We start from the raw sequence: 22720 nt of genomic DNA, 5'->3' as shown, positions 1-22720 counted from the left end.
CGGGGAAATGCTGAAACAGCTCTTTGCGCCGCAACTTGTCATTCTTTATGTGCTTGCGGCATCAACGATTTACGTCCACTTCCGGGGTAAGCAGCGGCTGCGCTTTGCGCGCCAGCTCGGCGATCATTCGACCTATCTCGCACCTTACAATGTGTTGATGTATGCCGGCTCGGCGGTGCCGAACAAGCCGGTGATCTCGGTCGACCAATTTCCCGAGCTGAAGCCGCTCAGCGAGAATTGGGAGACGATCCGCGATGAGGCGGTGCGCCTGTTCGATGAAGGCTTCATCCGCGCTGCGGCCAAGAACAACGACTGGGGTTTCTATTCGTTCTTCAAGAGTGGCTGGAAGCGCTTTTACCTGAAATGGTACGACGACTTCCTGCCCTCGGCGCGCACGCTGTGCCCGAAGACGGTGGAGCTTCTGAACTCGATTCCGTCGGTGCACGGCGCGATGTTCGCGATGCTGCCGCCGGGCGGCAAGCTGGGCGCGCACCGCGATCCCTTCGCCGGATCGCTGCGCTATCACCTCGGCCTCGTCACGCCGAACTCGAACAAGTGCCGGATTCTCGTCGACGGCGTCGAATGCGTCTGGCGCGACGGTGAAGCCTTCATGTTCGACGAGACCTTCATCCACAGCGCCGAGAACGGGACGGACGTCAACCGCATCATTCTGTTCTGCGACGTCGAGCGCCCGATGAAGTTTGGCTTCATGACGGCGATGAATCGCTGGGTCAGCCATCACATCGTCAAGGCGTCGGCGACCCAGAACGTCGATGGCGAAAGCGTCGGCGTGCTCAACAAGGTGTTCGGCAAGCTCTACGAGATCCACCTTGCGAGCCGCAAGGTCAAGGAGTGGAACCGCAACGTCTACTACACGCTGAAATATTCGCTGACGGCGCTGATCCTCGGCCTGATCGTGGTGTCGGCGCTGCGGTGATCGCCGCAGTCGCGTCGAATTGGGAGTAGGCAATGGCCTCGTTGCCGGCCGTCGACGCCGAGACACAGCAATTCTTCCGCCAGTGGTTGGAAACCTTCGCGGGCTATGTCCGCGAGGTTGACTACGCCTCGGCGAGGCCGCTCTTTCACCCGGACGTGCTCGCCTTCGGCACGCACAACGACGTCATCCCTGGTCTCGATCAATGGGTCGCGACGCAATGGGACAACGTCTGGCCTAAGACGACGGACTTCCGCTTTGTCCTCGAGCAAACCGCGATCCTGACGTCCGCCGATGGCACGATGGCGACCGTGATCGCGCCGTGGACGAGCACGGGCTACCATCCCGATGGCAGCCCGTTTGCGCGGCCGGGACGTGCCACCATGGTGTTCTCAGGGAATGCCGATGGCTGGCTGTGTGTGCATTCTCACATGTCGCTCAACCGCGGTGTCCCGCAGGTGAGCCATGCCAATCGACCGGTGAAGGCCTGGTAGATCGAATCTTCAGGCCGGGCGAGCACCGGTCTGAATGATTGACCCGACGTGCTGGCCGCGCAGCGCCGCGGTGAGCCGGCCAGGAACGAGGCCGTTCACGACCTGCACGCGCGCGATGTGCCGCGCGTTCGCCATCACCTCGAGCAGCGCGGGATCGAACGGCAGCGTACCCTTGAGCTTCGCAAGGTCGGCGACGTTGGTCTCGCGCAGCAACTGTGCCTTCTTCCCGTCAGCGCCATTCGGGTCGGTGCTGTAGACGCCATCGACATCCTCGACGATCGTGAGACCCGCGGCCCCTAGTGCGTCGGCGAGCAGGAAGGCGCCGGTGTCGGCCCGATGCAGCGGGATGCGCGAGGTCGGGAATTCATGATGGTGATAAGGCGGAAACGCGCTGCCGACGACCGCGCGAGCCGCGGAGAGGTGGATCGCGAGCTGGCTCGCGATGGTGCCGTGCTCGATGTAGGACACTCCCTCCGGAGCGAGCAGGCTTGCAAGGATATGGCCGTTCTGGCCGGCCTCGCTTGCGGCGAGCGGCGCGAGCGACCCGACGGGGAGCCCGAGGTCGAGGCCGACGCTGTAGAGATGGCGGGCGCGGACGCCGGCGCCGGTCAGGATCAGCAGGCGATGCTCAGGCAGCAGCGACCGCAGTTCGTCGACGAGCGGGAGGATCGCCTCATGACCGCGATCCATCAGGCGGCCACCGATCTTGATGACCTGCACCCAGGGCAACAGCTTGATCGGGCGGCTGCCTGCGACGGGGCGGGTGAGATCGCCGTCGAGCAGGGTCTGGCGCGCGAGCGGCGAGGCGACGTGCTTGATCTGGTTGGTGACAGCCATGGCGCTATTCTCTTCAGCTCGCAGTGATGATGGTGCCGACATGCTCGCCCGCGAGTGCGCGGGTCAGATTGCCGGGAACGAGCCCATTGACGATCTGCACCTCGCGGACGTGGCGCGCCGAGGTGAGGAGATCGAGCACCGGGAATTCGAGGATCGAGTCCTGCAGCCCCTTGGCCTTCATCTCGGCCACCGAGATCTTTGGGATGAAGGTAGCATTCTTCGCCGTCTTCGGGTTCGCGGTGTAGAGGCCGTCCTCGTCCTTCACATAGATCATCGCCTTGCAGCCGAACTGCTCCGCCACGAGGAAGCACCCGGCGTCGGTGCGGTAGGGCGGAATCACGCCCTCGGCCGCGGGACGCATCCACAGGCTATAGGGCGGCATGCCGCTGAAAATGACCGCGTTCACCTCGGCGAGGAACAGTGGCACGGACGAGAGCCCGGCGCTGCTAACCGCGGAGATGCCGTGCTTGGCAAGAAGCTGCCCCAGCATCGCGGCGTTCTGGTCGGCAACGGAGGCGCCGAGCTGCGAGAGCACGCCGGCCGGCAGGCGAAGCCCCGCCGCGATCGAATAGAGATGCCGCGCGCGGGTGCCGGCGCCAGTCCCGATCAGGAGCTTATGGGCCTTGCGCGCGGCGACGATCTCATCGACCAGCGGATAGACCGCGGCGCGGCCGCGATCGATGACGCTCTGTCCGCCGATCTTGATCACCGTGGCATCCGGCAGGATCCGGAAGTCCGGAGCCGCTTCCGATGCCGCGACGAGCTCGGGATCGGTGAGCGAACGCTGCATGAGAAGCGCTTCAAGCTCCGTGGTCGTGTTCGACATCCGAGACATCCTCTCGTTTCAGTGCATTCTCGGCACGGGCCCGCCGGCCACGCACCGGGATCAGTCTAATATAGAAAAGCCCCGGAACGCACTCCGGGGCTTTGCATTTCGGGTGCCGGCCGCAGCTTACTCCGGCTGGCCGATCGACACCTTCAGCGTGCCGACGCCGTCGACGCCGCATTCGAGCTTGTCGCCGGGCTGGAGCTGCGACACGCCGGCGGGCGTGCCGGTCAGGATGATGTCGCCGGCAGCGAGCTTCACCTGCTGCGAGAGCTGCCAGATGATCTCCGGCACGTTCCAGATCAGCTCGGTGAGGTCGCCCTTCTGGGCTTCCTTGCCGTTGACGGTGAGCCAGATCTTGCCCTTCGACGGGTGGCCGATCTTGGATGCCGGCTGCACGGCGGAGCAGGGCGCTGAACCGTCGAACGACTTGCCGATCTCCCATGGACGCTCCTTCTTGCGCGAGGCGATCTGGAGGTCGCGGCGGGTCAGGTCGATGCCGACGGCATAGCCGTAGACATGGTCGAGCGCCTTCTCGGCGGGGATGTTGAGGCCGCCGCTCTTCATCGCGACGATCAGCTCGACCTCGTGATGCAGGTCCTTCGTCAGCGGCGGATAGGGGATGGTGGCGCCATCGGGCACCAGCATGTCGGCGTGCTTGGCGAAGAAGAACGGCGGGGCGCGCTCGTCATTGCCCATCTCGCGGATGTGTTCGAGATAGTTGCGGCCGACGCACCAGATGCGGCGCACCGGATAACGGCCGGTCTCGCCGACGACGGGAAGCGAAGCCTGAGGCGGAAGCGGGATGACGTAGGAGGCGGCGTTCATGAAGCGGTCTCGCTGCTCTTGGGTGATAAATTCCTAAGCGGTGGCGCTGACCGGCGCCAGCGCGACGGGGCTGGTGTCGTGGTGTTGGAGGCGGAAGAACGAGGCGTAGCGGCCGGAGCGGCGCAAGAGCTCGTCATGCCGTCCGCGCTCGACGATCTCGCCACCCTCGACCACCAGGATCGCGTCCGCGTGCATGATGGTGTGCAGACGATGCGCAATCACGATGGTGGTGCGGTTCCGGCAGAGATGCTCGATCGCCTCCTGCACCTGCTTCTCGGACTCGGAGTCGAGCGCCGCGGTGGCTTCATCCAGCAGGATGATCGGTGCGTTCTTGAGCAGTGCGCGCGCCACCGCGATGCGCTGGCGCTGGCCGCCGGAGAGCTGCGTGCCGTGCTCGCCGACCGGCGTGTCGTAACCGAGCGGGAAGCTCATGATGAAGTCATGGGCGCAGGCCGCCTTGGCGGCATCGATGATCTCGTTTTCGGTGGCACCAAACCTGCCGAAGGCGATGTTGTTGCGGATGGTGTCGCGGAACAGATAGACGTCCTGGCCGACATAGGCGGTCTGGGCGCGCAGCGATTTGCGCGACACCGACGAGATCGACTGGCCGTCGATCAGGATGTCGCCCTGCGTCACCTCGTAAAAACGCAGCAGCAGCGCCAGCACGGTCGACTTGCCGCCGCCGGAGGGGCCGACCAGCGCGGTGACCTTGCCGGGCTCGGCCGTGAAGCTCATGCGGTCGAGCACGGTCTCGCCCGCGCGATAGGCGAAGCTGACGTCGTTGAGCTCGATCCGCGCGTCCGACAGTTTCAGCGCCGGCTTGTCGTCGTCGGATTGCTCGCTCGCCGGCCTGTCGACGACTTCGAGCAGCATGCGCGCGCCGACGAGCTGGCTGTTGAGGTCGATGTTGAGCCGCGCCAGCCGCTTGGCCGGCTCGGTTGCCATCAGGAACGCGGTCATGAACGAGAAAAACTGACCCGGGGTGGCGCCGAGTGCGACCACGCTGTAGCCGCCATAGAGCAGGCAGCCGGCGACCGCGAAGCCGCCAAGCATCTCCATCAGCGGGTTGGAGCGGTTGGCGACGCGCGCCATCTTGTTGGCGTTGCGCTCGACGACGGCGATGTTCTCGTCGATGCGGCTCTGCATCGCATCTTCCAGCGTGAACGCCTTGACCGTGCGGATGCCTTGCAGCGATTCCTGCATGGTCTCCAGAATGTCGGCGGTGCCGGTGAACTGGTTGTAGGCGAGGCCCTTGATGCGCTTGACCAGCTTGCGCAGCACCAGCATCGCCGGCGGCACCGCGACGAGGCCGATGAACGACATAAGCGGATCCTGCCACACCATCACGCCGATCATGGCGAGCAGCATCAACAGGTCACGCCCGACGGCGTTGACCAGCATGTTGAGGACGTCGGTGATGGATTTGGCGCCCGCGGTCAGCCGCGCCAGGAATTCCGAGGAGTGCCGCTCGGAGAAGAAGCCGATGCTTTCGCGCATCAGCTTGGCGAAGAGTTGCCGCTGGTTGGTGGCGAGGATGGCGTTGCTGATCTTGGTCAGGATCACCATGTGGCCGTAGGTCGCTACACCCTTGATGAACAAGAGAACCACCGTCACGCCGGACAGCATCGCGATGCCGGGAACGTTCTTGTCGACATAGGCCTGGTTGATGACCTGGCCGAGAACGTAGGTCGCGGCCGCCGTTGCGCCGGCGGCGACCGCCATCAGCGCGAAGGCGACGAGGTAGCGGCGCCAATAGGTGATCCCCTGTTCCGTGACGAGGCGGCGAATCAGGACCGCTGCCGCATAGGGATCGTCGGTGATTTTCTTTGGAAACTGGGCCATCCGTAGTCCATTGACGGCTGGGGACAAACCTGCCCGCGCGTCAGGGATCGAATGGCCTCTGTGCCCGCTCAGACGGGGTTTTTCAAGCCCAATTAAGGTCTTGCAAAGCCGGCGATTCTAGGCCGAGACCGCCTGGCGAATGTCGCCGTGGCGCTCGCGGAACAGTTGTTCCTCCCAGGCCAGCGCATGGGCCGCAATCGTCTCGAGATTCTCGTATTGCGGCTGCCAGTCCAGCACGCTGCGGATGCGGCTGGTGTCGGCGACCATGGTCATGATGTCGCCGGGCCGGCGCGGCGCGTACTGGACCGCAAAGCTGCGCCCCGAAACCCGGCGCACGGCATCGATGGTCTCGAGCACGGAGTAACCGCGGCCATAACCGCAGTTCAGCGTCGTCGAGGCGCCGCCGCGGCGCAGGTAAGTCAATGCCGAGTGATGCGCCTGCGACAGGTCGGTGACGTGGATGAAGTCGCGGACGCAGCTTCCGTCCGGCGTCGGATAGTCGGTGCCGAACACGTCGATCTTTGCGCGCTGGCCGGTCGCGGCCTCGACCGCGATCTTGAGCAGATGCGTGGCGCCGACGGTGGCGAGCCCGATGCGCGCCTGCGGATCGGCGCCGGCCACGTTGAAATAGCGCAGCACGACATATTGCATGCCGTAGGCCGAGGCGACGTCGTGCAGCATGATCTCGGTCATCAGCTTCGAGGAGCCGTAAGGCGAGAGCGGCCGCGTCGGCGCATGCTCGGGCACGGGGACCTGGTCGGGATTGCCGTAGACGGCAGCGGTGGAGGAGAAGATGAAGCGGCTGATGCCGCGCTTGACTGCGACGTTGAGCAGGTTGCGCGCGGTCATGAAGTTGTTGCGATAGTAGCCGAGCGGATCGCGCATCGACTGCGGCACCACGACCGAGCCTGCAAAATGGATGATGCTTTCGATGTTGTGCTGGGCGATCACGCCCTCGACGAGGTTCTCATCGCCGGCATCGCCGATGAACAGCGGCACGCCTTCCGGCAAGTAGGCGGAGAAGCCGGTGGAGAGATCGTCGATCACGACGACGTCCTCGCCGGCTTCCGCCAGTGCCAGAACCGTGTGACTCCCGATATAGCCGGCACCGCCGGTGACAAGCACAGTCATGATCTCACCCGTCTTCCGATCATCCGGCGATGCTAACGTCTGCGTGGTGAAGAGGGGGTATCGGCGCGGCTTAACTGGTCACTATGCTTAATGTTGCGTATAGGAGCCTCACGAAACGGAGCGTGACGTGGCCAATTTCCCGGGCGATCTCGAACTGATCGTGCCAAATCTGCACAGGCGCTATTCCGGCGTGACCGCGACCAACCGGATGGTCGCGCCGCGCCTGGCGAAGCTGTTTCGCGCCGCCTGGTTCGGCTCCGACGCGCCAGAGGGGATCGAGCGGCTCGACGTTGCGGGTTTCCTGAAACTATGGCGGCGGCGCGCGCCGCTGATCTGGCACGCGCGGCGCAACAACGAGATGATCGCGGGCGTGCTCCTGCGTGCGCTCGGCTGGCCGTTGAAGCTGGTGTTCACATCGGCTGCGCAGCGGCATCATAGCTGGATCACGCGCTGGCTGATCCGGCGGATGGATGCGATCATCGCGACGAGCGACATCTCGGCGTCGTTCCTGAAAGTGAAGGCGACGGTGATTCCGCACGGCGTCGACACCGATGTCTATGCGCCGCCGCACGATCGCGCCGCGGCATTTGCGGAAGCCGCGCTGCCAGGCCGCTACGCGATCGGCTGCTTCGGCCGCGTCCGTGCCCAGAAGGGCAGCGACGTCTTCGTCGACGCGATGTGCCGCCTGTTGCCGCGCTATCCGGATTTCACCGCCGTCATCGTCGGTGCGATCACGCCGGAGCAGATGCCGTTCGCGAATGATCTGAAGAAACGGATCGAAACCGCCGGCCTGCAGGCGCGGATCGTCATCACCGGCGAGCTGCCGATCGAACAGGTACAGCGCTGGTATCAGCGGCTGACGATCTACGCCTTCACCTCGCGCAACGAGGGTTTTGGACTGACGCTGATCGAGGCGATGGCGGCGGGCAGCGCGCTGGTGGCGTCACGCGCGGGCGCAGCCGAGCTCGTGGTCGATGACGGCGTCACAGGCGTCTTGATGCCGCCGGGCGATGCGGACGCGCTGGTCGCCGCGCTCGAGCCGCTGCTGCGCGACCCGGCCGCCGCGCTCGCCATGGGCGCGCGCGGGCGGGCACGGGTGCTCGAACGCTTCAGCCTGGACGCCGAAGCGGCGCGGATCGGGAACGTCTATCGTCCGCTGCTCTGAACCGGGGCTTTCGGGCCCAGACGAAAACCTCGAAAACAACCCCATGCAAAGTAGCCGATGACGGCTGGGGCGACGCGTTGACTGCGGACGATGATTTGCGGATTCTACGAAATCAACTTGACGCGTCGGGCAAATCAGTTGTAAACAGGCATTATCGCAGCAATGATCGAGCCCGCGCCGTCACCGGCCGCGGGCTTTGTTGTTGGAGCGGTAGATCGCAGATTTGTCTCTTCACCCCAAGTATGGCTTGTGACATGATTTGGGAGGGGCTCGGTCGACCAAAAAGGACGATCTAACGCGAACCTTGTCCTTTTGGCCCCGAAGCGGGCGATCTGCGGGGCAGATATCTGCCCAGGTTTCCAATGCCAAAACTTCATCTCGATGTCGGCAAATCGGTCTTCTATCTCTATCGAGAGGACCCCAAGACTGGGAGGCGAACTGGTCCTCACGGGACTGGTTTTGTGGCGGCTGTACAATCAGCGATGCATGCCAATCTCAGGCACTTTTACGGAGTTACGAACTGGCATCTTGCCAATGATCTTGGAGCTTCAATCATCAGGATCAACACCCGAGATGGGAAGTCACGCTTCATCGAGCTTGGTCCTGAGGACTGGCACTTCCTCAAGAATGGTGACGATCTGTCGATTGCTGATTTGGGTGGACACGAGGAGGAAGGAGATCAAGTCGGCCACTATCGCATCGACTCAATGATCGTGGATGATATGTTCATTGATCGTACTGAGATCAGTGTCGGTGAAGACGTATTCATGATTGGACTGTATGCTGAGCAACACGGCGGTGAGAGAAATACGCCAGCAATCCGATTTGGGAACCTATCGCTTCTGGCTGACGAAAAAGCGCCAATAGAACAGCCCAACGGGATTATGCGTCCCTCGCATCTTGTAGACATGCGATCACGCAACGGCTTTTCCGGGTCACCTGTGGTTCTCTATCGAATTCCCGATAACGATCTAAGCGACATTCCACCACGGCCGCCGCGACATTTGCCGATGCCAGGCTCAGGCGCTCATGCTCGTAGTAAATTTATAGCCCTGCTCGGGGTGCATTGCGGGCAGTATTGGGACAAGGTCAAAGTAAGAAAAAGCCCACCCACCCGACACGACCGCGACGGAGATCCCATACACGAGGGGGATGACCTGTACATTCAAGGGGCGATGAATATTGTCGTTCCGGCGTGGAGGATTAGGGAGCTTCTGGATTCGAAGATTTTCGAGATGGCGAGAAAGCGTCGCGACGAAGAACTGAGAGACGAGGCAATGCGCCGCGCTCAGCCCGAGTCCGTCGAGATGCCAAACCGGACTTGAGTCCACCGGCGGGACCCACTCACCTGCAGGATTTCGCGCGTCTTGTAGGGGCACCAGCGCGAAAGCGTGAACTAAAAGATGAAACATCTTCCAGTGTGGCGGTAGTTGCGGCCAAGCTTATCCTTAGCCGTCCTTGACACATTGTTCATGATTTGTTCTTATCGTGCCATCCCTGAGTGGAGATGGCCATGGACAATCGCATCAACGAAATTCGACGACTTATCAGGGCGCTACGCGTGAGCATGCTTGAGGCTGAGGCCATCATGCGTGACCAGATCAACCGGGATGAGAGCTGCGCCTTCGTCGCGCAGGAGATCATGAAGATGCGCTCGGTCATGAGCCTTCTCGTCCAGGAGCGGACAACGCTCGGAGATACCGATCCCATTCTCGTCAACAGCTTCTTCATTCCGCGTCGGCGGTCGGCAGGGAAGTCCGCAGCCTTGCCGGTTAAGCGCGTCCTCGCTGGGAGGATCTGAGGAGAGGCGTTGGGCCGCTAGAACGGAATGGCTTTGGGTTGAATCGATCGGGCCGCGGGATCGCTCAACCTCCCCCGTTTGCGGGGGGCATAGGCGGCCTTCGGCGGCCGTTCTTCTAAGAAACGCCGAGGCAGAGCCTCGGCTGTGGCGAAGCGTCGGGTGGGGCCTCTCTCCACATCGGGAATGCTCATTGTGGAGACACCCCCACCCCAGCCCTCCCCCGCAAGCGGGAGAGGGAGCGCACCGACTTTGCGGATGCAACCAGACCTAGTTTCGTTTCATCATGCTCTGGCGCGCTTCACGTCATCGCCCGCGCGCCGCTTTCGCTGAGCACGCGCTCTGCGATGGCGACGACGTCGGAGGCGGCGATGTCGCGCATGCAGCGGTGGTCGTTCATCCGGCAGACCGTGCTCTGGCAGGGCTGGCAGGAGAGGACCGACTTGTTCTGCACGACGGTGGCGGCAAGGCCGTTGAGCGGCGCCCAGAGGTAGGGGCTGGTCGGGCCGAAGATGCCCATCGTCGGCGTGCCCAGCGCCGCCGCAATGTGCATCAGCCCGGAGTCGTTGGAGATCGCTACGCCGGCGGCCGCCATCGCGAGCACCCCGTTGCGCAGGTCGGTGCCGGTCAGGTCGCGGACGCGCTGCCCACCGGCCGCGACGATCTCCTGGGCCATGGCCTTCTCGCCGGGGCCACCGACCACCCAGACATCGAGGCCCTTTTCCACGAACTGGCGGGCAGCTTCCGGATAGTAGGTCCAGCGCTTGGAGGCGCCGACCGACCCCGGACCCAACGCGACGGCGGTGACCCCGGTCAGGCCGTTCGCCTGGCGCCAGCGTGCGATCTCCTCGGGCGGGACCCGCAGCTGCGGCACCGGCCATTCCGGCGACAGCGGCGCACCGTCGGGCTGGGCGAGCGAGGCGTTCTTGTCGATGAAGCGGGGCAGCTGCTTCTCGCCCCAACGCCAGCGGTTGATCAGGCCGAAACGGAACTCGCCGACGAAGCCGACCCGCTCGGGAATGCCGGCCAGCGCCGGCGCGATGGCCGCCTTCCACGTGCGGGGCAGCACCAGGGCCGTGCCATAGTTCCGCTCGCGCAGCAGCTTTGCGAGGCCGAATTGCCTGTTCACGGCGAGCCGGCTGCGCGGCAGGTCCCAGACGATCCCCTGGCGGACACCGGGCATGTAATCGACCAGCGGAGCGCAGAGCGGGGTGGTCAGGAGGTCGACCGGCCGATTCGGCCAGCGCTCCTTCAGGACCCGCACCACGGTGTGGTTCCGAACAAAATCGCCGATCCACATATATGGGATGATCAGGATCGGGCGCGTGTTCGCCGGATCCTCAAATCCACTAAATTGCGAATCTTTGTTCATTTGTTAATAGGCGTCCAAACGATCTCGACAGGGTCCGTTCGGTAGCCGCTCTGCACAGGCAGGACAAGGCGGGATAGCTCGGATCCCAAAACCGCTTACACTTTGGCGGATCATGCGCTACGGCAGGGCTTGCGGCGGGTTCTTGGGCAGTTTCTTGAGCAGTTTCTCGGGCAGTTTCTTGGGCGCTGAATTTGGCAAATCGGGCAGGGACGGTGGAATGTTGCTGGTGACCGGCGGGGCCGGTTTTATCGGGTCGAATGTCGTGGCGGCGCTCAATGATGCCGGCCGTAGCGATGTGGTGGTCTGCGACCACCTCGGCCACGAGGGCAAATGGCGTAATCTCGCCAAGCGGCAGCTCGCCGACATCGTGCCGCCGGCCGAGCTGATCGGCTGGCTGCAGGGGCGCAAGCTCGATGCCGTGATTCACCTCGGGGCCATTTCCGAGACCACCGCGACCGATGGCGATCTCGTGGTCGAGACCAATTTTCGCCTCTCGATGCGCCTTCTGGACTGGTGCACGGCGAATGCCGTGCCATTCATCTATGCCTCATCAGCCGCCACTTATGGCGACGGTGCGGAAGGTTTTGGCGACGACGCCTCGCTCGCCGCGCTGAAGACGTTGCGGCCGATGAACCTCTACGGCTGGAGCAAGCATCTGTTCGATCTCACGGTTGCCGAGCGCGTCGCGCGCGGCGACAAGCTGCCGCCGCAATGGGCGGGGCTGAAGTTCTTCAACGTGTTCGGCCCGAACGAGTACCACAAGGGCACGATGATGAGCGTGCTGGCGAAGCGCTTCGACGACATCAGGGCGGGGCGCGTCGTGCAATTGTTCAAGTCGCATCGCGAGGGCATCGCCGACGGCGACCAGCGGCGCGATTTCATCTATGTCGATGACGTCGTGCGGGTCGTCATGTGGCTCCTTGCAACGCCCTCAATCTCCGGGCTGTTCAACGTCGGAACGGGCAAAGCGCGCAGCTTCAAGGACATGATGCTTGCGGCCTACGCGGCGCTCGGCACCAAGCCCCACATCGACTATGTCGACATGCCCGAGGCGATCCGCGGCAGCTACCAGTATTTCACCCAGAGCGAGGTCGATCGCCTGTGCCGCGCCGGCTATAACGGCGGCTTCACGGCACTCGAAGATGCGGTGACGGCCTATGTCAGGGGCTACCTTGACCGACCCGACCGTTTCCGCTGAGGCGTCGAGGACCATGCAAACGCCCGTCTTCGATTTCGATACGCTCGCCCAGGCCATCACGGGGCGCACCGTGCTGTGCATCGGCGACCTCATGCTCGACGAGTTCGTCTATGGCGAGGTGTCGCGAATTTCGCCGGAGGCGCCGGCGCCGGTGATCGCCGCGCAGCGCAGCGAGACCCATATCGGCGGCGCCGGCAACGTGGCGCGCAACATCGCCTCCCTCGGCGCGCGCTGCATCTTCGTCGCGCTCGTCGGCGAGGACGATGCGGGGGCACGGCTGAGGCGCGCGCTGGCAGAGATCGCCGGTATCGAAAGCGTGCTGGTCAGCGATCCCTCGCGCCCGACCACGCGAAAAGTGCGCTTCGTCTCCGAGCATTTTTCCACCCACATGCTGCGCGCCGACTGGGAGCAGGCGACGCCGGCCTCCCCCGAGATCGAGCTGAAGCTGATCGAGGCGATCCTGCCGCAGCTTCCCCGTGCCGACATCGTGCTGCTCTCCGATTACGCCAAGGGCGTCCTGACCGCGCGCGTGATCCGCAACGTGATCGACGCCGCGCGCAAGCTCGGCAAGCGCGTGATCGTCGATCCCAAGAGCCTCAACTGGGCGATCTATCGCGGCGCCAGCCTGCTCACGCCCAACCGCAAGGAGTTTGCCGAGGCGACCCGCAGCCGCGCCGACTCGGTCGAGAGCATCACCGAGGCCGCGCAGGACGTGATGCGGCTTGCCGATTGCGAGGCGATCCTGGTGACGCAAAGCGAGCATGGCATGACCTTGGTGTCGCGCGAGGGCGAGGCGGTCCACGTGCCGGCCTATCCGGTGAAGGTGCGCGATGTCTCGGGCGCCGGGGACACTGTTGCCGCCGCGCTTTCCGCAACGCTCGCGACCGGCGCCGATTGGGATACGTCGCTGCGCATGGCCAGCGCCGCCGCCGCGGTCGCGGTCGGCAAGCAAGGCACCGCGAGCGTGAGCGCGACGGAGCTGCGGCGAAAGATCCTGCCGCATGCCTATCTCGCAGCCGAGGAAAAGATCGTGCTCGTCCCTAGCGCGCTTGCCGCGCAGCTTGCGGACTGGCGCAGGCAGGGCTTGCGCGTCGGCTTCACCAATGGCTGCTTCGACATCCTGCATCCCGGCCACGTCAAGGTGTTGACCGCGGCGCGCGCCGCCTGCGACCGTCTCGTCGTCGGCCTCAACAGTGATGCCTCGGTGCGGCGGCTGAAGGGCGAGGACCGGCCGGTGCAGAACGAGCGCGCGCGAGCCGAGGTGCTGGCCGCGCTCGAAGCCGTCGACCTCGTCGTCATCTTCGAAGAGGATACGCCGATCGATCTGATCACGGAGATCAGGCCGAGCGTGCTGGTGAAAGGCGGCGACTACACGCGCGAACAGGTGGTTGGTTACGATGTCGTCGAAGCCGCGGGCGGAACCGTGGTGCTGGTCGACATCCTCAGGGGGTTCAGCACGACGGCACTCGTCAACCGGGCGCGGGGAGGGACGACGTGACGGCGCTGGCGCGGGAAACCACCGGTGCGATGATGCTCCGCCGCTTGCGCAGCCCCGTCGCGTGGATCGAATGCGTGGACCTGTTCGCGGTGCTGACCGCGGCCTCGCTGCCGTGGTCGACCTCGCTGGCCGCGATCTTCAATGCCCTCATGCTCGTCTGCATGGTGCCGTTTCTCGACGTCAGGGATTTCCTGCAATCCCTGAAGCGGCCGGTCTGTGCGGCGCCGATCGCGCTGTTCCTGCTCGCGCTGGTCGGAACGCTGTGGTCGGATGCGGCGTGGGGCGCGCGGCTCTACGCCGTGAACCCGACCGTCAAGCTGCTCGTGCTGCCGGTCCTGCTCTATCATTTCGAACGCTCCTCGCGCGGACGGTGGGTGTGCACCGCCTTCCTGGTCTCCTGCGCGCTGTTGTCGGTGATGTCCTGGCTGGTCGCCTTCAATCCCGCGCTCTCGATCAAGCCCGGAAACCTCGAGCGCGGTATTTTCGTCAAGAACTACATCGACCAGAGCCAGGAATTCACGCTGTGTGCGGTGGCGCTCGCCTATCCGGTCGTGACCCTTTTGCGGGACAGGCGATATTGGTTTGCGGGGCTCCTCACCGCGCTCGCGCTGAGCTTCCTCGTCAACCTGGCATTCGTCGTGGTGTCGCGCACCGCGCTCGTCACCGTGCCGATCATGCTCGCGGTGTTCGCGTTTCTGCACTTGAAATGGCGCAGCATCGCGGTCATCTCCGCCGTGCTGCTGGCTGGTGCTGCTCTCGCCTGGCAGGCCTCGCCGCAATTGCGCAGGACCGCCGAGACCTTTGCCAGCGATTATTATCGCTACAAGGAGAAGGGCGAGCCGACCTCGCTCGGGCTACGGCTCGAATTCTGGCGAAAATCCCTCGGCTTCTTCGCGGAGGCGCCGGTCATGGGGCACGGCACCGGCTCGACGCGCGGATTGTTCGAGCAGGTCGCAACGCATAGTGGCGAGTACCAGGCTTCCGCCGAGGTGATCGGCAATCCACATAACCAGACGCTGAATGTCGCCGTGCAATGGGGCGTCATCGGCATCCTCGTCCTCTATGCGATCTGGATCCTGCATCTGCTGCTGTTTCGCGGCGACGGACTTGCCAACTGGATCGGCCTGCTGGTCGTGGTGCAGAACGTCTTCACGTCGCTCTTCAATTCCCATCTGTTCGACTTCCATGAGGGCTGGATGTACGTCATCGGCGTCGGCGTTGCCGGCGGCATGGTGATCCGGGCGCGGCAAGCCGAGCCGAAGTTGGGGGAGGCCGGTTCCTGAGCCGCCAGCGCGGCTGGCAAAGTCTTGTACCGGCCAGTCTTGTACTGGAATGCCTTGTCGAGATGGGCTATCAGCGCGGTCAGGTTGTATCTAACTGGATTTTCATCGGTCGGCGGATGACGCGTCTTTCGCATCTCACATTGCGCAATTTCCTGATCGCGCTCCACGACCTCCTGGCGACCACGGCGGCGCTGTTTGCCGCCTTCTATCTGCGCTTCGATGGCGGCGACGAGTTTTTCGACCGTCTGCCGCTCCTGCTCCAGATCCTGCCCTGGTTCCTCGCCTTCAGCGTGGTCGTGTTCTTCATTTTCAACCTGACCACGACGAAGTGGCGCTTCATCTCTCTGCCGGATGCGCTTAACATCATCCGCGTCGCGACGGTGCTCACTGTCGCGCTACTCGCCCTCGACTACATCTTCGTCTCCCCCAACGTCCGCGGTGCCTTCTTCCTCGGCAAGGTGACGATCGTCCTCTACTGGTTCCTCGAGATCTCCTTTCTCAGCGCATTGCGGTTTGCCTATCGCTATTTCCGCTATACCCGCGTGCGGCGCCACGCCCGGATCGAGGATGCCTCGCCGACGCTCCTGATCGGGCGCGCGGCGGATGCCGAGGTGCTGCTGCGCGGCATCGAGAGCGGGGCGATCACGCGGGTCTGGCCGGTCGGCGTGTTGTCGCCGTCGCGCGCCGATCTCGGACAGCTCATCCGCAACGTGCCGGTGCTCGGCGGCATCGACGACTTCGAGGACGTGATCGGCGACTTCGCAAAGCGCAACAAGTCGATCGCGCGGGTGGTAATGACGCCGTCCGCCTTCGAGCCGGAGGCACATCCCGAATCCGTGCTGATGCGGGCGCGCCGTCTCGGTTTGATCGTCAGCCGGCTGCCGTCGCTCGAGGGCGGTGATACGCCGCGCCTTACGGCCGTTGCGGTCGAGGACCTGTTGCTGCGGCCGAGTGAGAAGATCGACTACGCGCGACTGGAAGCTCTCATCCGGGGCAAGGCTGTCATCGTCACTGGCGGCGGCGGCTCGATCGGCTCGGAGATCTGCGAGCGCGTGGTCGCCTTCGGCGCCGCGCGCCTGCTGATCGTCGAGCATTCCGAGCCCGCGCTCTATGCCATTACTGAAGCGCTGGCCGCGCACGGCGCGGGTGCGGCGATCGAAGGCCGGATCGCCGATATCCGCGACCGCGAACGCATTATGCGCGTGATGGCCGAGTTCAGGCCGGACATCGTGTTCCATGCCGCCGCGCTCAAGCACGTGCCGATCCTGGAACGCGACTGGAGCGAAGGGGTCAAGACCAACATCTTCGGCTCAATCAACGTGGCGGACGCAGCCCTTGCCGCCGGCGCCGAGGCCCTGGTGATGATATCGACCGACAAGGCGATCGAGCCGGTCTCGATGCTCGGCCTGACCAAGCGCTTTGCGGAAATGTACTGCCAGGCGCTCGATCACGATCTGGGCTCACAGGGCGGAGACAAGTCGCCGATGCGGCTGATCTCGGTCCGCTTCGGCAACGTGCTCGCCTCGAACGGCTCGGTGGTGCCGAAATTCAAGGCTCAGATCGATGCCGGCGGTCCGGTCACGGTCACTCATCCCGACATGGTCCGCTACTTCATGACCATCCGCGAGGCTTGCGACCTCGTGATTACGGCTGCGACCCACGCGCTCGGGGCCGAGCGCTCGAACGTCTCGGTCTACGTGCTCAACATGGGCCAGCCGGTCAAGATCGTCGATCTCGCCGAGCGCATGATTCGCCTGTCCGGCCTGCAGCCCGGCCACGACATCGAGATCGTGTTCAGCGGCATGCGGCCCGGCGAGCGGCTGAACGAGATCCTGTTCGCGTCCGAGGAGCCGACGGTCGAGATCGGCATTGCCGGCATCATGGCGGCGCGGCCCAACGAGCCGCCCATGCAGACCCTGCGCAAATGGATTTCCGCGCTGGAGCAGGCGATCGCACGCGACGATCGCGCCACCATCAGGACCATCCTGAAGGACGCCGTTCCGGAATTCGGGTCGACTGCGGCCTGACCATGCAGTCTCAAGGCAAGGTCGTCGTCGCGAGCCAGCATTATCCGCCGGATCCCAGCACCACGGCGGCGATCATGGCGGAGATCGCGTGCCGCCTTGCCGTGGACCATGAGGTCGTCGTGCTGTCCGGTACGCCGGGCGAGCTGCCGGCCTCGCAGATCGGACCAGGCAAGCCGCGCGTCATTGCCGTCAAGAACCGGATGACCGGAAAGGCGGCGCTGGTCCGGCGCGCACTTGCCGAGATCCTGTTTGCGCTGCGCACCTTCTTCGCGTTGACGAAGGTGTTGAAGCGCCGCGACGTGGTGCTCACCGTGACGGCGCCGTTCATGCTGCCTTATGCGGTCGCGGCGGCCGCAAGGCTGAAGGGCGCGCGCTCGGCGCTGATCATGCACGATCTGTTTCCCGACGTGCTGGTGATGGCGGGTCTCTTGAAGCCCGGCTCGATCGTGACCCGGGTGATCCATGTCGCCAACGCGTTCATGTTCCGCACGCTCAGTGCCGTCATCACCATCGGCCGCGACGCCGAGGGACCGCTGCTGCGCTACCGCGGCATGACCGCGAAAAAGATCCGCTTCATCCCGAACTGGGCGACGCTCGCTCCCGCGCTGCGTCCGGTCGAAGCGGACAATCCTTTCCGCCGCGCGGTGCCGGCGCGTTTCATCGTCGGGCTGTCGGGCAATCTCGGTTTCACGCACGATCCGGAGATCGTGTTCGAGGCCGCGCGGATGTTGCAGCAGGAGAGGGACATCCACTTCCTGCTCTCCGGCTGGGGGATCGGCTTCGAGCGGCTGAAGCAGTTGCAGGCGGAATCGAACCTGATCAACGTCTCGTTCGTGCCGCGCGTCGAGGATGCCGAGCTCGAGGCGTTTCTCGCCGCCGCCGACGTCTGGATCATCCCCTATCGGAAGAACGTCGCGGGTGTGTCGGTGCCGAGCCGGTTCTATAATCTCCTGGCCGTGGGCCGTCCGGTGGTGCTGGTTTCGGAGCCGGAGGCCGAGGCCGCATTGACCGTCGTCGAGAACGGGCTGGGCTGGGTGGTGGCGCCGGGCCAGCCCGAGGAGCTGGCGGATGCGATCCGCGCGGCGGCAGACGCCGACGCCAAGGCCATGGCGGACCGGGCGGTGAAGGCCGCCGCAAAATTCGATCGCGTCACGGCCATGAATGCCTATGCTGGCGTGATCGACGAATTGTTGCGCAATCCGGAACTGGCGGAGCAACGATGAGCGGGCGAAACCGGGTTGTACTGGTGACGGGGGCCAGCGGCTTTGTCGGCCGCCACGTCGCGCCTGCCCTGATGGAGCAGGGCTGGTCGGCGCGTCGCGCGGTGCGCCGCCCCGGGGGACTGGGTGACGAGGTCGTCATCGGTTCGATCGGTCCCGAAACCAACTGGCAGGCTGCGCTCGACGGTGTCGATGCCGTCGTCCACCTTGCTGCGCGCGTTCACCACAAGCACGAGGAGGACGCGGTCCAGCTCTATCGCAACGTCAACATCGCCGGCACTTTGCATCTGGCGCGATCGGCGGCAGCGGCCGGCGTGCGCCATTTCATCTTCATCAGCACCGTGCTCGTGCACGGCCGCAGCAATGAGGGCGGCGCGCCGTTCAGCGAGGACCACATCCTGACCCCGCGCGGCCTCTACGGCATGTCCAAAGCGGCTGCCGAGGCAGGTCTGAAGACACTGGCGCGCGACAGCGACATGAAGATTTCGGTGATCAGGCCACCGCTGGTCTACGGCGCCGGTGCCAAGGGAAATTTTGCGCTGCTGAGCCGGGCGGTCGATCTCGGATTGCCGCTTCCATTCGGCGCGATCCGCAATCAGCGCGCCTTCCTTGCCGTGCAAAACCTCTCGTCCTTCATCGTGCGCCGGCTCGCCTATCCCGATGCCGCGAGCAATTTCGATATCTTCCTGATCGCCGACAAGGAGCAGGTCTCGACGCCCGAATTCATCGAGAGACTGGCCAAGGCCGCGGGCAAGCGGCCACGGCTGTTTGCGGTCCCGCAGGATCTTTTGGGCTCGGTTCTCGGGGCGATCGGCCGCCAGGACACCCATGACAGCCTGATCGGCTCGCTCGAACTGAACTTAGCGAAGGCGATCGCGACCGGCTGGCGGCCGGAGGTGTCGCTCGACGAGGGGTTGCGACTGGCGTTGTCGCCTCGGGACGCCCGATAAGCTGCGAGCCGCGTCAGGCCGCCCGCACCTGAGAAAACCTGCGCAGCACGAAGCTGACCGCGACGGCGCCCGCGAGCAGCGCCAGCGTCGTGACCGTGGTCGACGGGATGCGGATCGTGAGAATCGCGAGCAGCGCAAGCAAAAGATTGAGCGCGAACACCTCGCCGACCACGCGGGACACCGTGAAGCCATTGTCGGTGGCGTGCTGATAGAAATGCGAGCGATGCGCCGACCAGAACGGCTCGCGCCGCGCGATGCGCCGGAACAGCGTGACGGTGGAATCGGCAAGATAGTAGGCCGGCAGCAGCAGCGCCGCGGCGATCTGCTGATGCCAGGCAAGCCCGAGCAGGCACCAACCGAGGAGGAGCCCGATCGGCAGGCTGCCGACATCGCCCAAAAACACCTTTGCGATGGGTCGGTTGAACGGTGCAAATCCGACCATGGCGCCGCACAGCGCCGCCGCGACGAGCGCGGCCGGCAACGGCAGGTCGCCGAGCCATCCAAGCAGGGCGAGCGCGGCGGTGATGGGGACCACCTCCGAGACCGTCATCAGATCGAGCCCGTCCATGAAGTTGACGAGATTCACGAACCACACGCCGGCGAGCAGGATGAGGCCGCGCTCGACCGCCAGCGGCAGCGCCGGGATGATCCGGAGCGTATCTGATGTCGTGAACACGACGGCTCCGACGGCGGCGGCCTGCAGCACGAGACGAACCAGGACGGGAAGGGATTTGATATCATCGGCAAAGCCGACCAGCGCAGTCACCACCGTGGCTGCGATCAAAACCAGCGGAACGGAGGCATTCAACCAGGTTGCCCAAAGCGAGGCGACCAGCAGGGTTGCGGCAACAATGGCGATGCCGGCACCCTGCGGCGTCGGAATCCGATGCGAGGAGCGCGCGTTTGGCCGAGCCAATGCATAACGTTGCAACAGGGGCATGCTCCGCCAGGTGATACAGGCCGAGAGCAGGGCGGCCAGGGCGGCAGGCAGGAGGGCGAGCAGAAACATCCCCATCGTCGTCGCGGGTCCGGAAGCGAACGTGCTCACTCCGGCACCCCTATCGGGGCCGATCCCTGCTGAGCCTTCTCCGCGCTGAAGATCCAGACCAGTCCGCCGAATGCGCCGACGATGAACGACACGGCGCCGTACAGCAGCGAGATGTTGACGCCCTCATTGGCGGCAAGGCCCGCAAAGCCGAAGGCGAGGCCCATGGTCGCTTCGCGCACGCCCCAGCCGGCGATCGAAATCGGCATCATGGTGATCAGCATCACCGGCGGAATGAGCAGGAAGGTCTCGCCGAAACTGATGGGCGCTGCGATCGATTGCACCACGCACCATGCGATCACGACGGTGAGCACGTGGACGAGCAGCGACAGGATCGTGACGATCGGACCGCGCGAACGATTGAAGATGGCGCGGTTGGCGATCACCGCGCAGGCATGAATGTGGTGGGTGGCCCACCAGCGCTTCAGCCACGGCCAGTTCAATGCACCGAGCAGCAGGAAGCCGAGGCCGGCCCCGAGCGCGGCAAAGTCCAGCAGCAACAGCGCCGAGCGCCCCTGCGCATCGTTGATGAGGCGATAGCTCCAGGGCAGGCTGGCGACGATGACGATCGCGAGCGCGATCAGGCCGATCGCGCGATCGACGAAGATCGAATAGGTCGCTGCACGCCAGCCGGCGCCAGCGCGCGCGACGAGCCAGAGCCGGACGGCATCTCCGCCGATCGCCGAGGGCAGGGTCTGGTTGAAGAAAGTTCCGATCACGTTGTAGCGCATGGCGCGTTCGAGCTCGAGCGGCGCGCCGCACTCCGCGCTGATCTCGCGCCAGCGCAGCACGCCGACGAAGATCTGGAGGAACGTCACCGCGATCGCGAGGGCGATCCAGTACAGGCTGCTCACGGTGAAACGCGAGAACAGATCGGACGGGTTCACCTTGCGCAGCGCCAGATAGAGCAGCGCCCCGGAAACGATGATCTTGGCCGCAGAAAGCAGGATTCGGCGCATCTCGCCCGCGTTTGAACAGGAGTTTCTTCAGAGTTGGCGTAACCCGACGCCCCGCGCCGAATTCGGCCGCTTTGGTATGGTCTTGGCGCCGATCTTGCAATAGCTGTCATCTGAGGGCGTGGTAGCTATTGCCGCCCCCTCGACGCGGCGGCTAAAGAGGCTGCGGCGGACGATTTGGGAACATGATGGCAGATCAGGCAATTTTGCTCACGGGCGCGGCCGGCTTCATCGGTTTTCACGTGGCCCGGCAGCTTCTGGCCGAAGGCCGTCCGGTCGTCGGGCTCGATAATCTCAACACCTATTACGATCCGGCCTTGAAGCGGGCGCGGCTGGACGTGTTGCAGCGGGATGGCGGCTTTTCCTTCGTCCGGGCCGATCTTGCCGATCGCGACACGATCGCGAAACTGTTCGCTCAGCACCAGTTCGCGACCGTGGTGCATCTCGCCGCGCAGGCCGGCGTGCGCTACTCGATCGACCATCCGCAGACTTACGTCGATTCCAATCTTCAGGGCTTCCTCAACGTGCTCGAGGGCTGCCGGCACAATGGCTGTCGTCATCTCGTCTATGCCTCGTCATCCTCCGTTTACGGCGCCAACACAAAACTGCCATTTGCAATCGAGGACAAAACCGACCATCCCGTGAGCTTCTACGCCGCGACCAAGAAGGCCAACGAGGTGATGGCGCAGTCCTATAGCCACCTCTACCGGCTGCCCGTCACGGGTTTGCGCTTCTTCACCATCTACGGCCCGTGGGGTCGGCCCGACATGGCCATGTTTCTGTTTGTGAACGCCATCATGGAGGGCAGGCCGATCCGGCTCTTTAACCATGGCAAGATGCGGCGCGACTTCACCTATGTTGACGACGTCACTCGTGTAGTATCCAAGCTGATTGATCGGGTGCCTGTGGACAATCCGGCCGCCGCAAATGCGCCGTCTCGGCTCTACAATGTCGGTAACCACCATCCGGAAGAGCTGATGCACGTCGTCGGACTTCTGGAACGTGAGCTGGGCCGGACGGCGGTCAAGGATCTGTTGCCGATGCAGCCGGGAGACGTGCCGGAGACTTTCGCCGATGTCGGGGATCTGATGCGCGATACCGGGTTCGCGCCGTCAACGCCGATCGAGATCGGTGTCCGAAACTTCGTGGGCTGGTATCGCGACTACTACAAGGTTTGAAAGCACGATGGACAAACGCATTATTCCCCTGATCATGTGCGGCGGTGCCGGCACGCGGCTGTGGCCGGCTTCGCGCGAGGTGCGCCCGAAACAGTTTTTGCCGCTGTTCGGCACGCGCTCGACGTTTCAGGACACGCT

21 protein-coding genes are annotated in these 22720 nt (G+C 64.3%); 13 read left to right on the top strand and 8 right to left on the bottom strand.

What is annotated here, in order from left to right:
• Nucleotides 1–7 precede the first annotated feature (7 nt).
• Both Q3C01_RS40835 and Q3C01_RS40830 read left to right on the top strand, forming a co-directional pair.
• Nucleotides 8–937 carry an aspartyl/asparaginyl beta-hydroxylase domain-containing protein gene (locus tag Q3C01_RS40835; RefSeq protein ID WP_458150990.1) on the top strand — a complete coding sequence of 310 codons (930 nt, stop codon included), beginning with the start codon at nt 8–10 and terminating at the stop codon, nt 935–937.
• A 32-nt stretch (nt 938–969) separates the two neighbouring features.
• Complete coding sequence (locus Q3C01_RS40830; protein WP_458150989.1) at nt 970–1428, top strand: YybH family protein; 459 nt, start codon at nt 970–972, stop codon at nt 1426–1428.
• A gap of 9 nt (nt 1429–1437) precedes the next feature.
• Here Q3C01_RS40830 and Q3C01_RS40825 read toward each other — a convergent pair whose 3' ends face one another.
• The 5 genes from Q3C01_RS40825 to galE form a co-directional block, all read right to left on the bottom strand.
• On the bottom strand, nt 1438–2265 hold the full coding sequence (locus Q3C01_RS40825; RefSeq protein WP_458150988.1) for an amino acid kinase family protein: 828 nt from the start codon (nt 2263–2265) through the stop codon (nt 1438–1440).
• Between the two features lie 13 nt (nt 2266–2278).
• Nucleotides 2279–3091 (bottom strand): amino acid kinase family protein, encoded by an 813-nt coding sequence (locus Q3C01_RS40820; RefSeq protein WP_458150987.1) that lies wholly within the window; start codon nt 3089–3091, stop codon nt 2279–2281.
• 126 nt (nt 3092–3217) lie between these two features.
• Nucleotides 3218–3919: a fumarylacetoacetate hydrolase family protein gene (locus Q3C01_RS40815; protein ID WP_458150986.1), complete on the bottom strand. Its 702-nt coding sequence runs from the start codon at nt 3917–3919 to the stop codon at nt 3218–3220.
• A gap of 33 nt (nt 3920–3952) precedes the next feature.
• Complete coding sequence (locus tag Q3C01_RS40810) at nt 3953–5761, bottom strand: ABC transporter ATP-binding protein (protein WP_458150985.1); 1809 nt, start codon at nt 5759–5761, stop codon at nt 3953–3955.
• 117 nt (nt 5762–5878) lie between these two features.
• Entirely contained in the window at nt 5879–6892 is a 1014-nt protein-coding gene (gene galE / locus Q3C01_RS40805) for a UDP-glucose 4-epimerase GalE (RefSeq protein ID WP_458150984.1), read from the bottom strand.
• Nucleotides 6893–7019: 127 nt separating this feature from the next.
• Between galE and Q3C01_RS40800 the strand changes: the two genes are divergently transcribed.
• From Q3C01_RS40800 to Q3C01_RS40790, 3 genes are all read left to right on the top strand, one after another.
• A complete protein-coding gene (locus Q3C01_RS40800) occupies nt 7020–8057 on the top strand; it encodes a glycosyltransferase family 4 protein (RefSeq protein WP_458150983.1) in 1038 nt (345 codons plus the stop codon).
• Nucleotides 8058–8419: 362 nt separating this feature from the next.
• A complete protein-coding gene (locus tag Q3C01_RS40795) occupies nt 8420–9382 on the top strand; it encodes a serine protease family protein (protein ID WP_458150982.1) in 963 nt (320 codons plus the stop codon).
• A 188-nt stretch (nt 9383–9570) separates the two neighbouring features.
• Complete coding sequence (locus Q3C01_RS40790; RefSeq protein ID WP_458150981.1) at nt 9571–9858, top strand: hypothetical protein; 288 nt, start codon at nt 9571–9573, stop codon at nt 9856–9858.
• 298 nt (nt 9859–10156) lie between these two features.
• On the opposite strand, the gene waaF is transcribed toward Q3C01_RS40790, so the two are convergent.
• Nucleotides 10157–11227 carry a lipopolysaccharide heptosyltransferase II gene (gene waaF, locus Q3C01_RS40785; protein ID WP_458150980.1) on the bottom strand — a complete coding sequence of 357 codons (1071 nt, stop codon included), beginning with the start codon at nt 11225–11227 and terminating at the stop codon, nt 10157–10159.
• A gap of 217 nt (nt 11228–11444) precedes the next feature.
• Here waaF and rfaD point away from each other — a divergent pair, with 217 nt between their 5' ends.
• The 6 genes from rfaD to Q3C01_RS40755 all read left to right on the top strand — a co-directional run bounded on the left by rfaD (nt 11445) and on the right by Q3C01_RS40755 (nt 19403).
• Entirely contained in the window at nt 11445–12425 is a 981-nt protein-coding gene (rfaD, locus tag Q3C01_RS40780; RefSeq protein ID WP_458150979.1) for an ADP-glyceromanno-heptose 6-epimerase, read from the top strand.
• A 13-nt stretch (nt 12426–12438) separates the two neighbouring features.
• Nucleotides 12439–13923: a D-glycero-beta-D-manno-heptose-7-phosphate kinase gene (rfaE1, locus tag Q3C01_RS40775; protein ID WP_458150978.1), complete on the top strand. Its 1485-nt coding sequence runs from the start codon at nt 12439–12441 to the stop codon at nt 13921–13923.
• Nucleotides 13920–15206 carry an O-antigen ligase family protein gene (locus Q3C01_RS40770; protein WP_458150977.1) on the top strand — a complete coding sequence of 429 codons (1287 nt, stop codon included), beginning with the start codon at nt 13920–13922 and terminating at the stop codon, nt 15204–15206. Before rfaE1 ends, Q3C01_RS40770 begins: the two co-directional genes overlap by 4 nt.
• 116 nt (nt 15207–15322) lie before the next feature.
• Nucleotides 15323–17233 (top strand): SDR family NAD(P)-dependent oxidoreductase, encoded by a 1911-nt coding sequence (locus Q3C01_RS40765; RefSeq protein ID WP_458150976.1) that lies wholly within the window; start codon nt 15323–15325, stop codon nt 17231–17233.
• A gap of 2 nt (nt 17234–17235) precedes the next feature.
• Entirely contained in the window at nt 17236–18456 is a 1221-nt protein-coding gene (locus Q3C01_RS40760) for a glycosyltransferase family 4 protein (RefSeq protein WP_458150975.1), read from the top strand.
• Nucleotides 18453–19403, top strand: coding sequence for an NAD-dependent epimerase/dehydratase family protein (locus Q3C01_RS40755; RefSeq protein WP_458150974.1), 951 nt, complete (start codon nt 18453–18455; stop codon nt 19401–19403). The genes Q3C01_RS40760 and Q3C01_RS40755 overlap by 4 nt, the downstream gene beginning before the upstream one ends.
• A gap of 13 nt (nt 19404–19416) precedes the next feature.
• On the opposite strand, the gene Q3C01_RS40750 is transcribed toward Q3C01_RS40755, so the two are convergent.
• Nucleotides 19417–20418 carry an MraY family glycosyltransferase gene (locus tag Q3C01_RS40750; protein ID WP_458151000.1) on the bottom strand — a complete coding sequence of 334 codons (1002 nt, stop codon included), beginning with the start codon at nt 20416–20418 and terminating at the stop codon, nt 19417–19419.
• Between the two features lie 29 nt (nt 20419–20447).
• Nucleotides 20448–21407: a lysylphosphatidylglycerol synthase transmembrane domain-containing protein gene (locus tag Q3C01_RS40745; RefSeq protein ID WP_458150973.1), complete on the bottom strand. Its 960-nt coding sequence runs from the start codon at nt 21405–21407 to the stop codon at nt 20448–20450.
• A 185-nt stretch (nt 21408–21592) separates the two neighbouring features.
• Between Q3C01_RS40745 and Q3C01_RS40740 the strand changes: the two genes are divergently transcribed.
• Both Q3C01_RS40740 and Q3C01_RS40735 read left to right on the top strand, forming a co-directional pair.
• Complete coding sequence (locus Q3C01_RS40740) at nt 21593–22582, top strand: NAD-dependent epimerase (protein ID WP_458150999.1); 990 nt, start codon at nt 21593–21595, stop codon at nt 22580–22582.
• 7 nt (nt 22583–22589) lie between these two features.
• A partial coding sequence (locus Q3C01_RS40735) for a sugar phosphate nucleotidyltransferase (protein WP_458150998.1) occupies nt 22590–22720 on the top strand: 131 nt, incomplete at its 3' end.

The organism is Bradyrhizobium sp. UFLA05-109, assembly GCF_054185165.1.
Note: the sequence above shows the minus strand (reverse complement) of the source record. Positions and strands in the feature narration are given on the sequence as shown.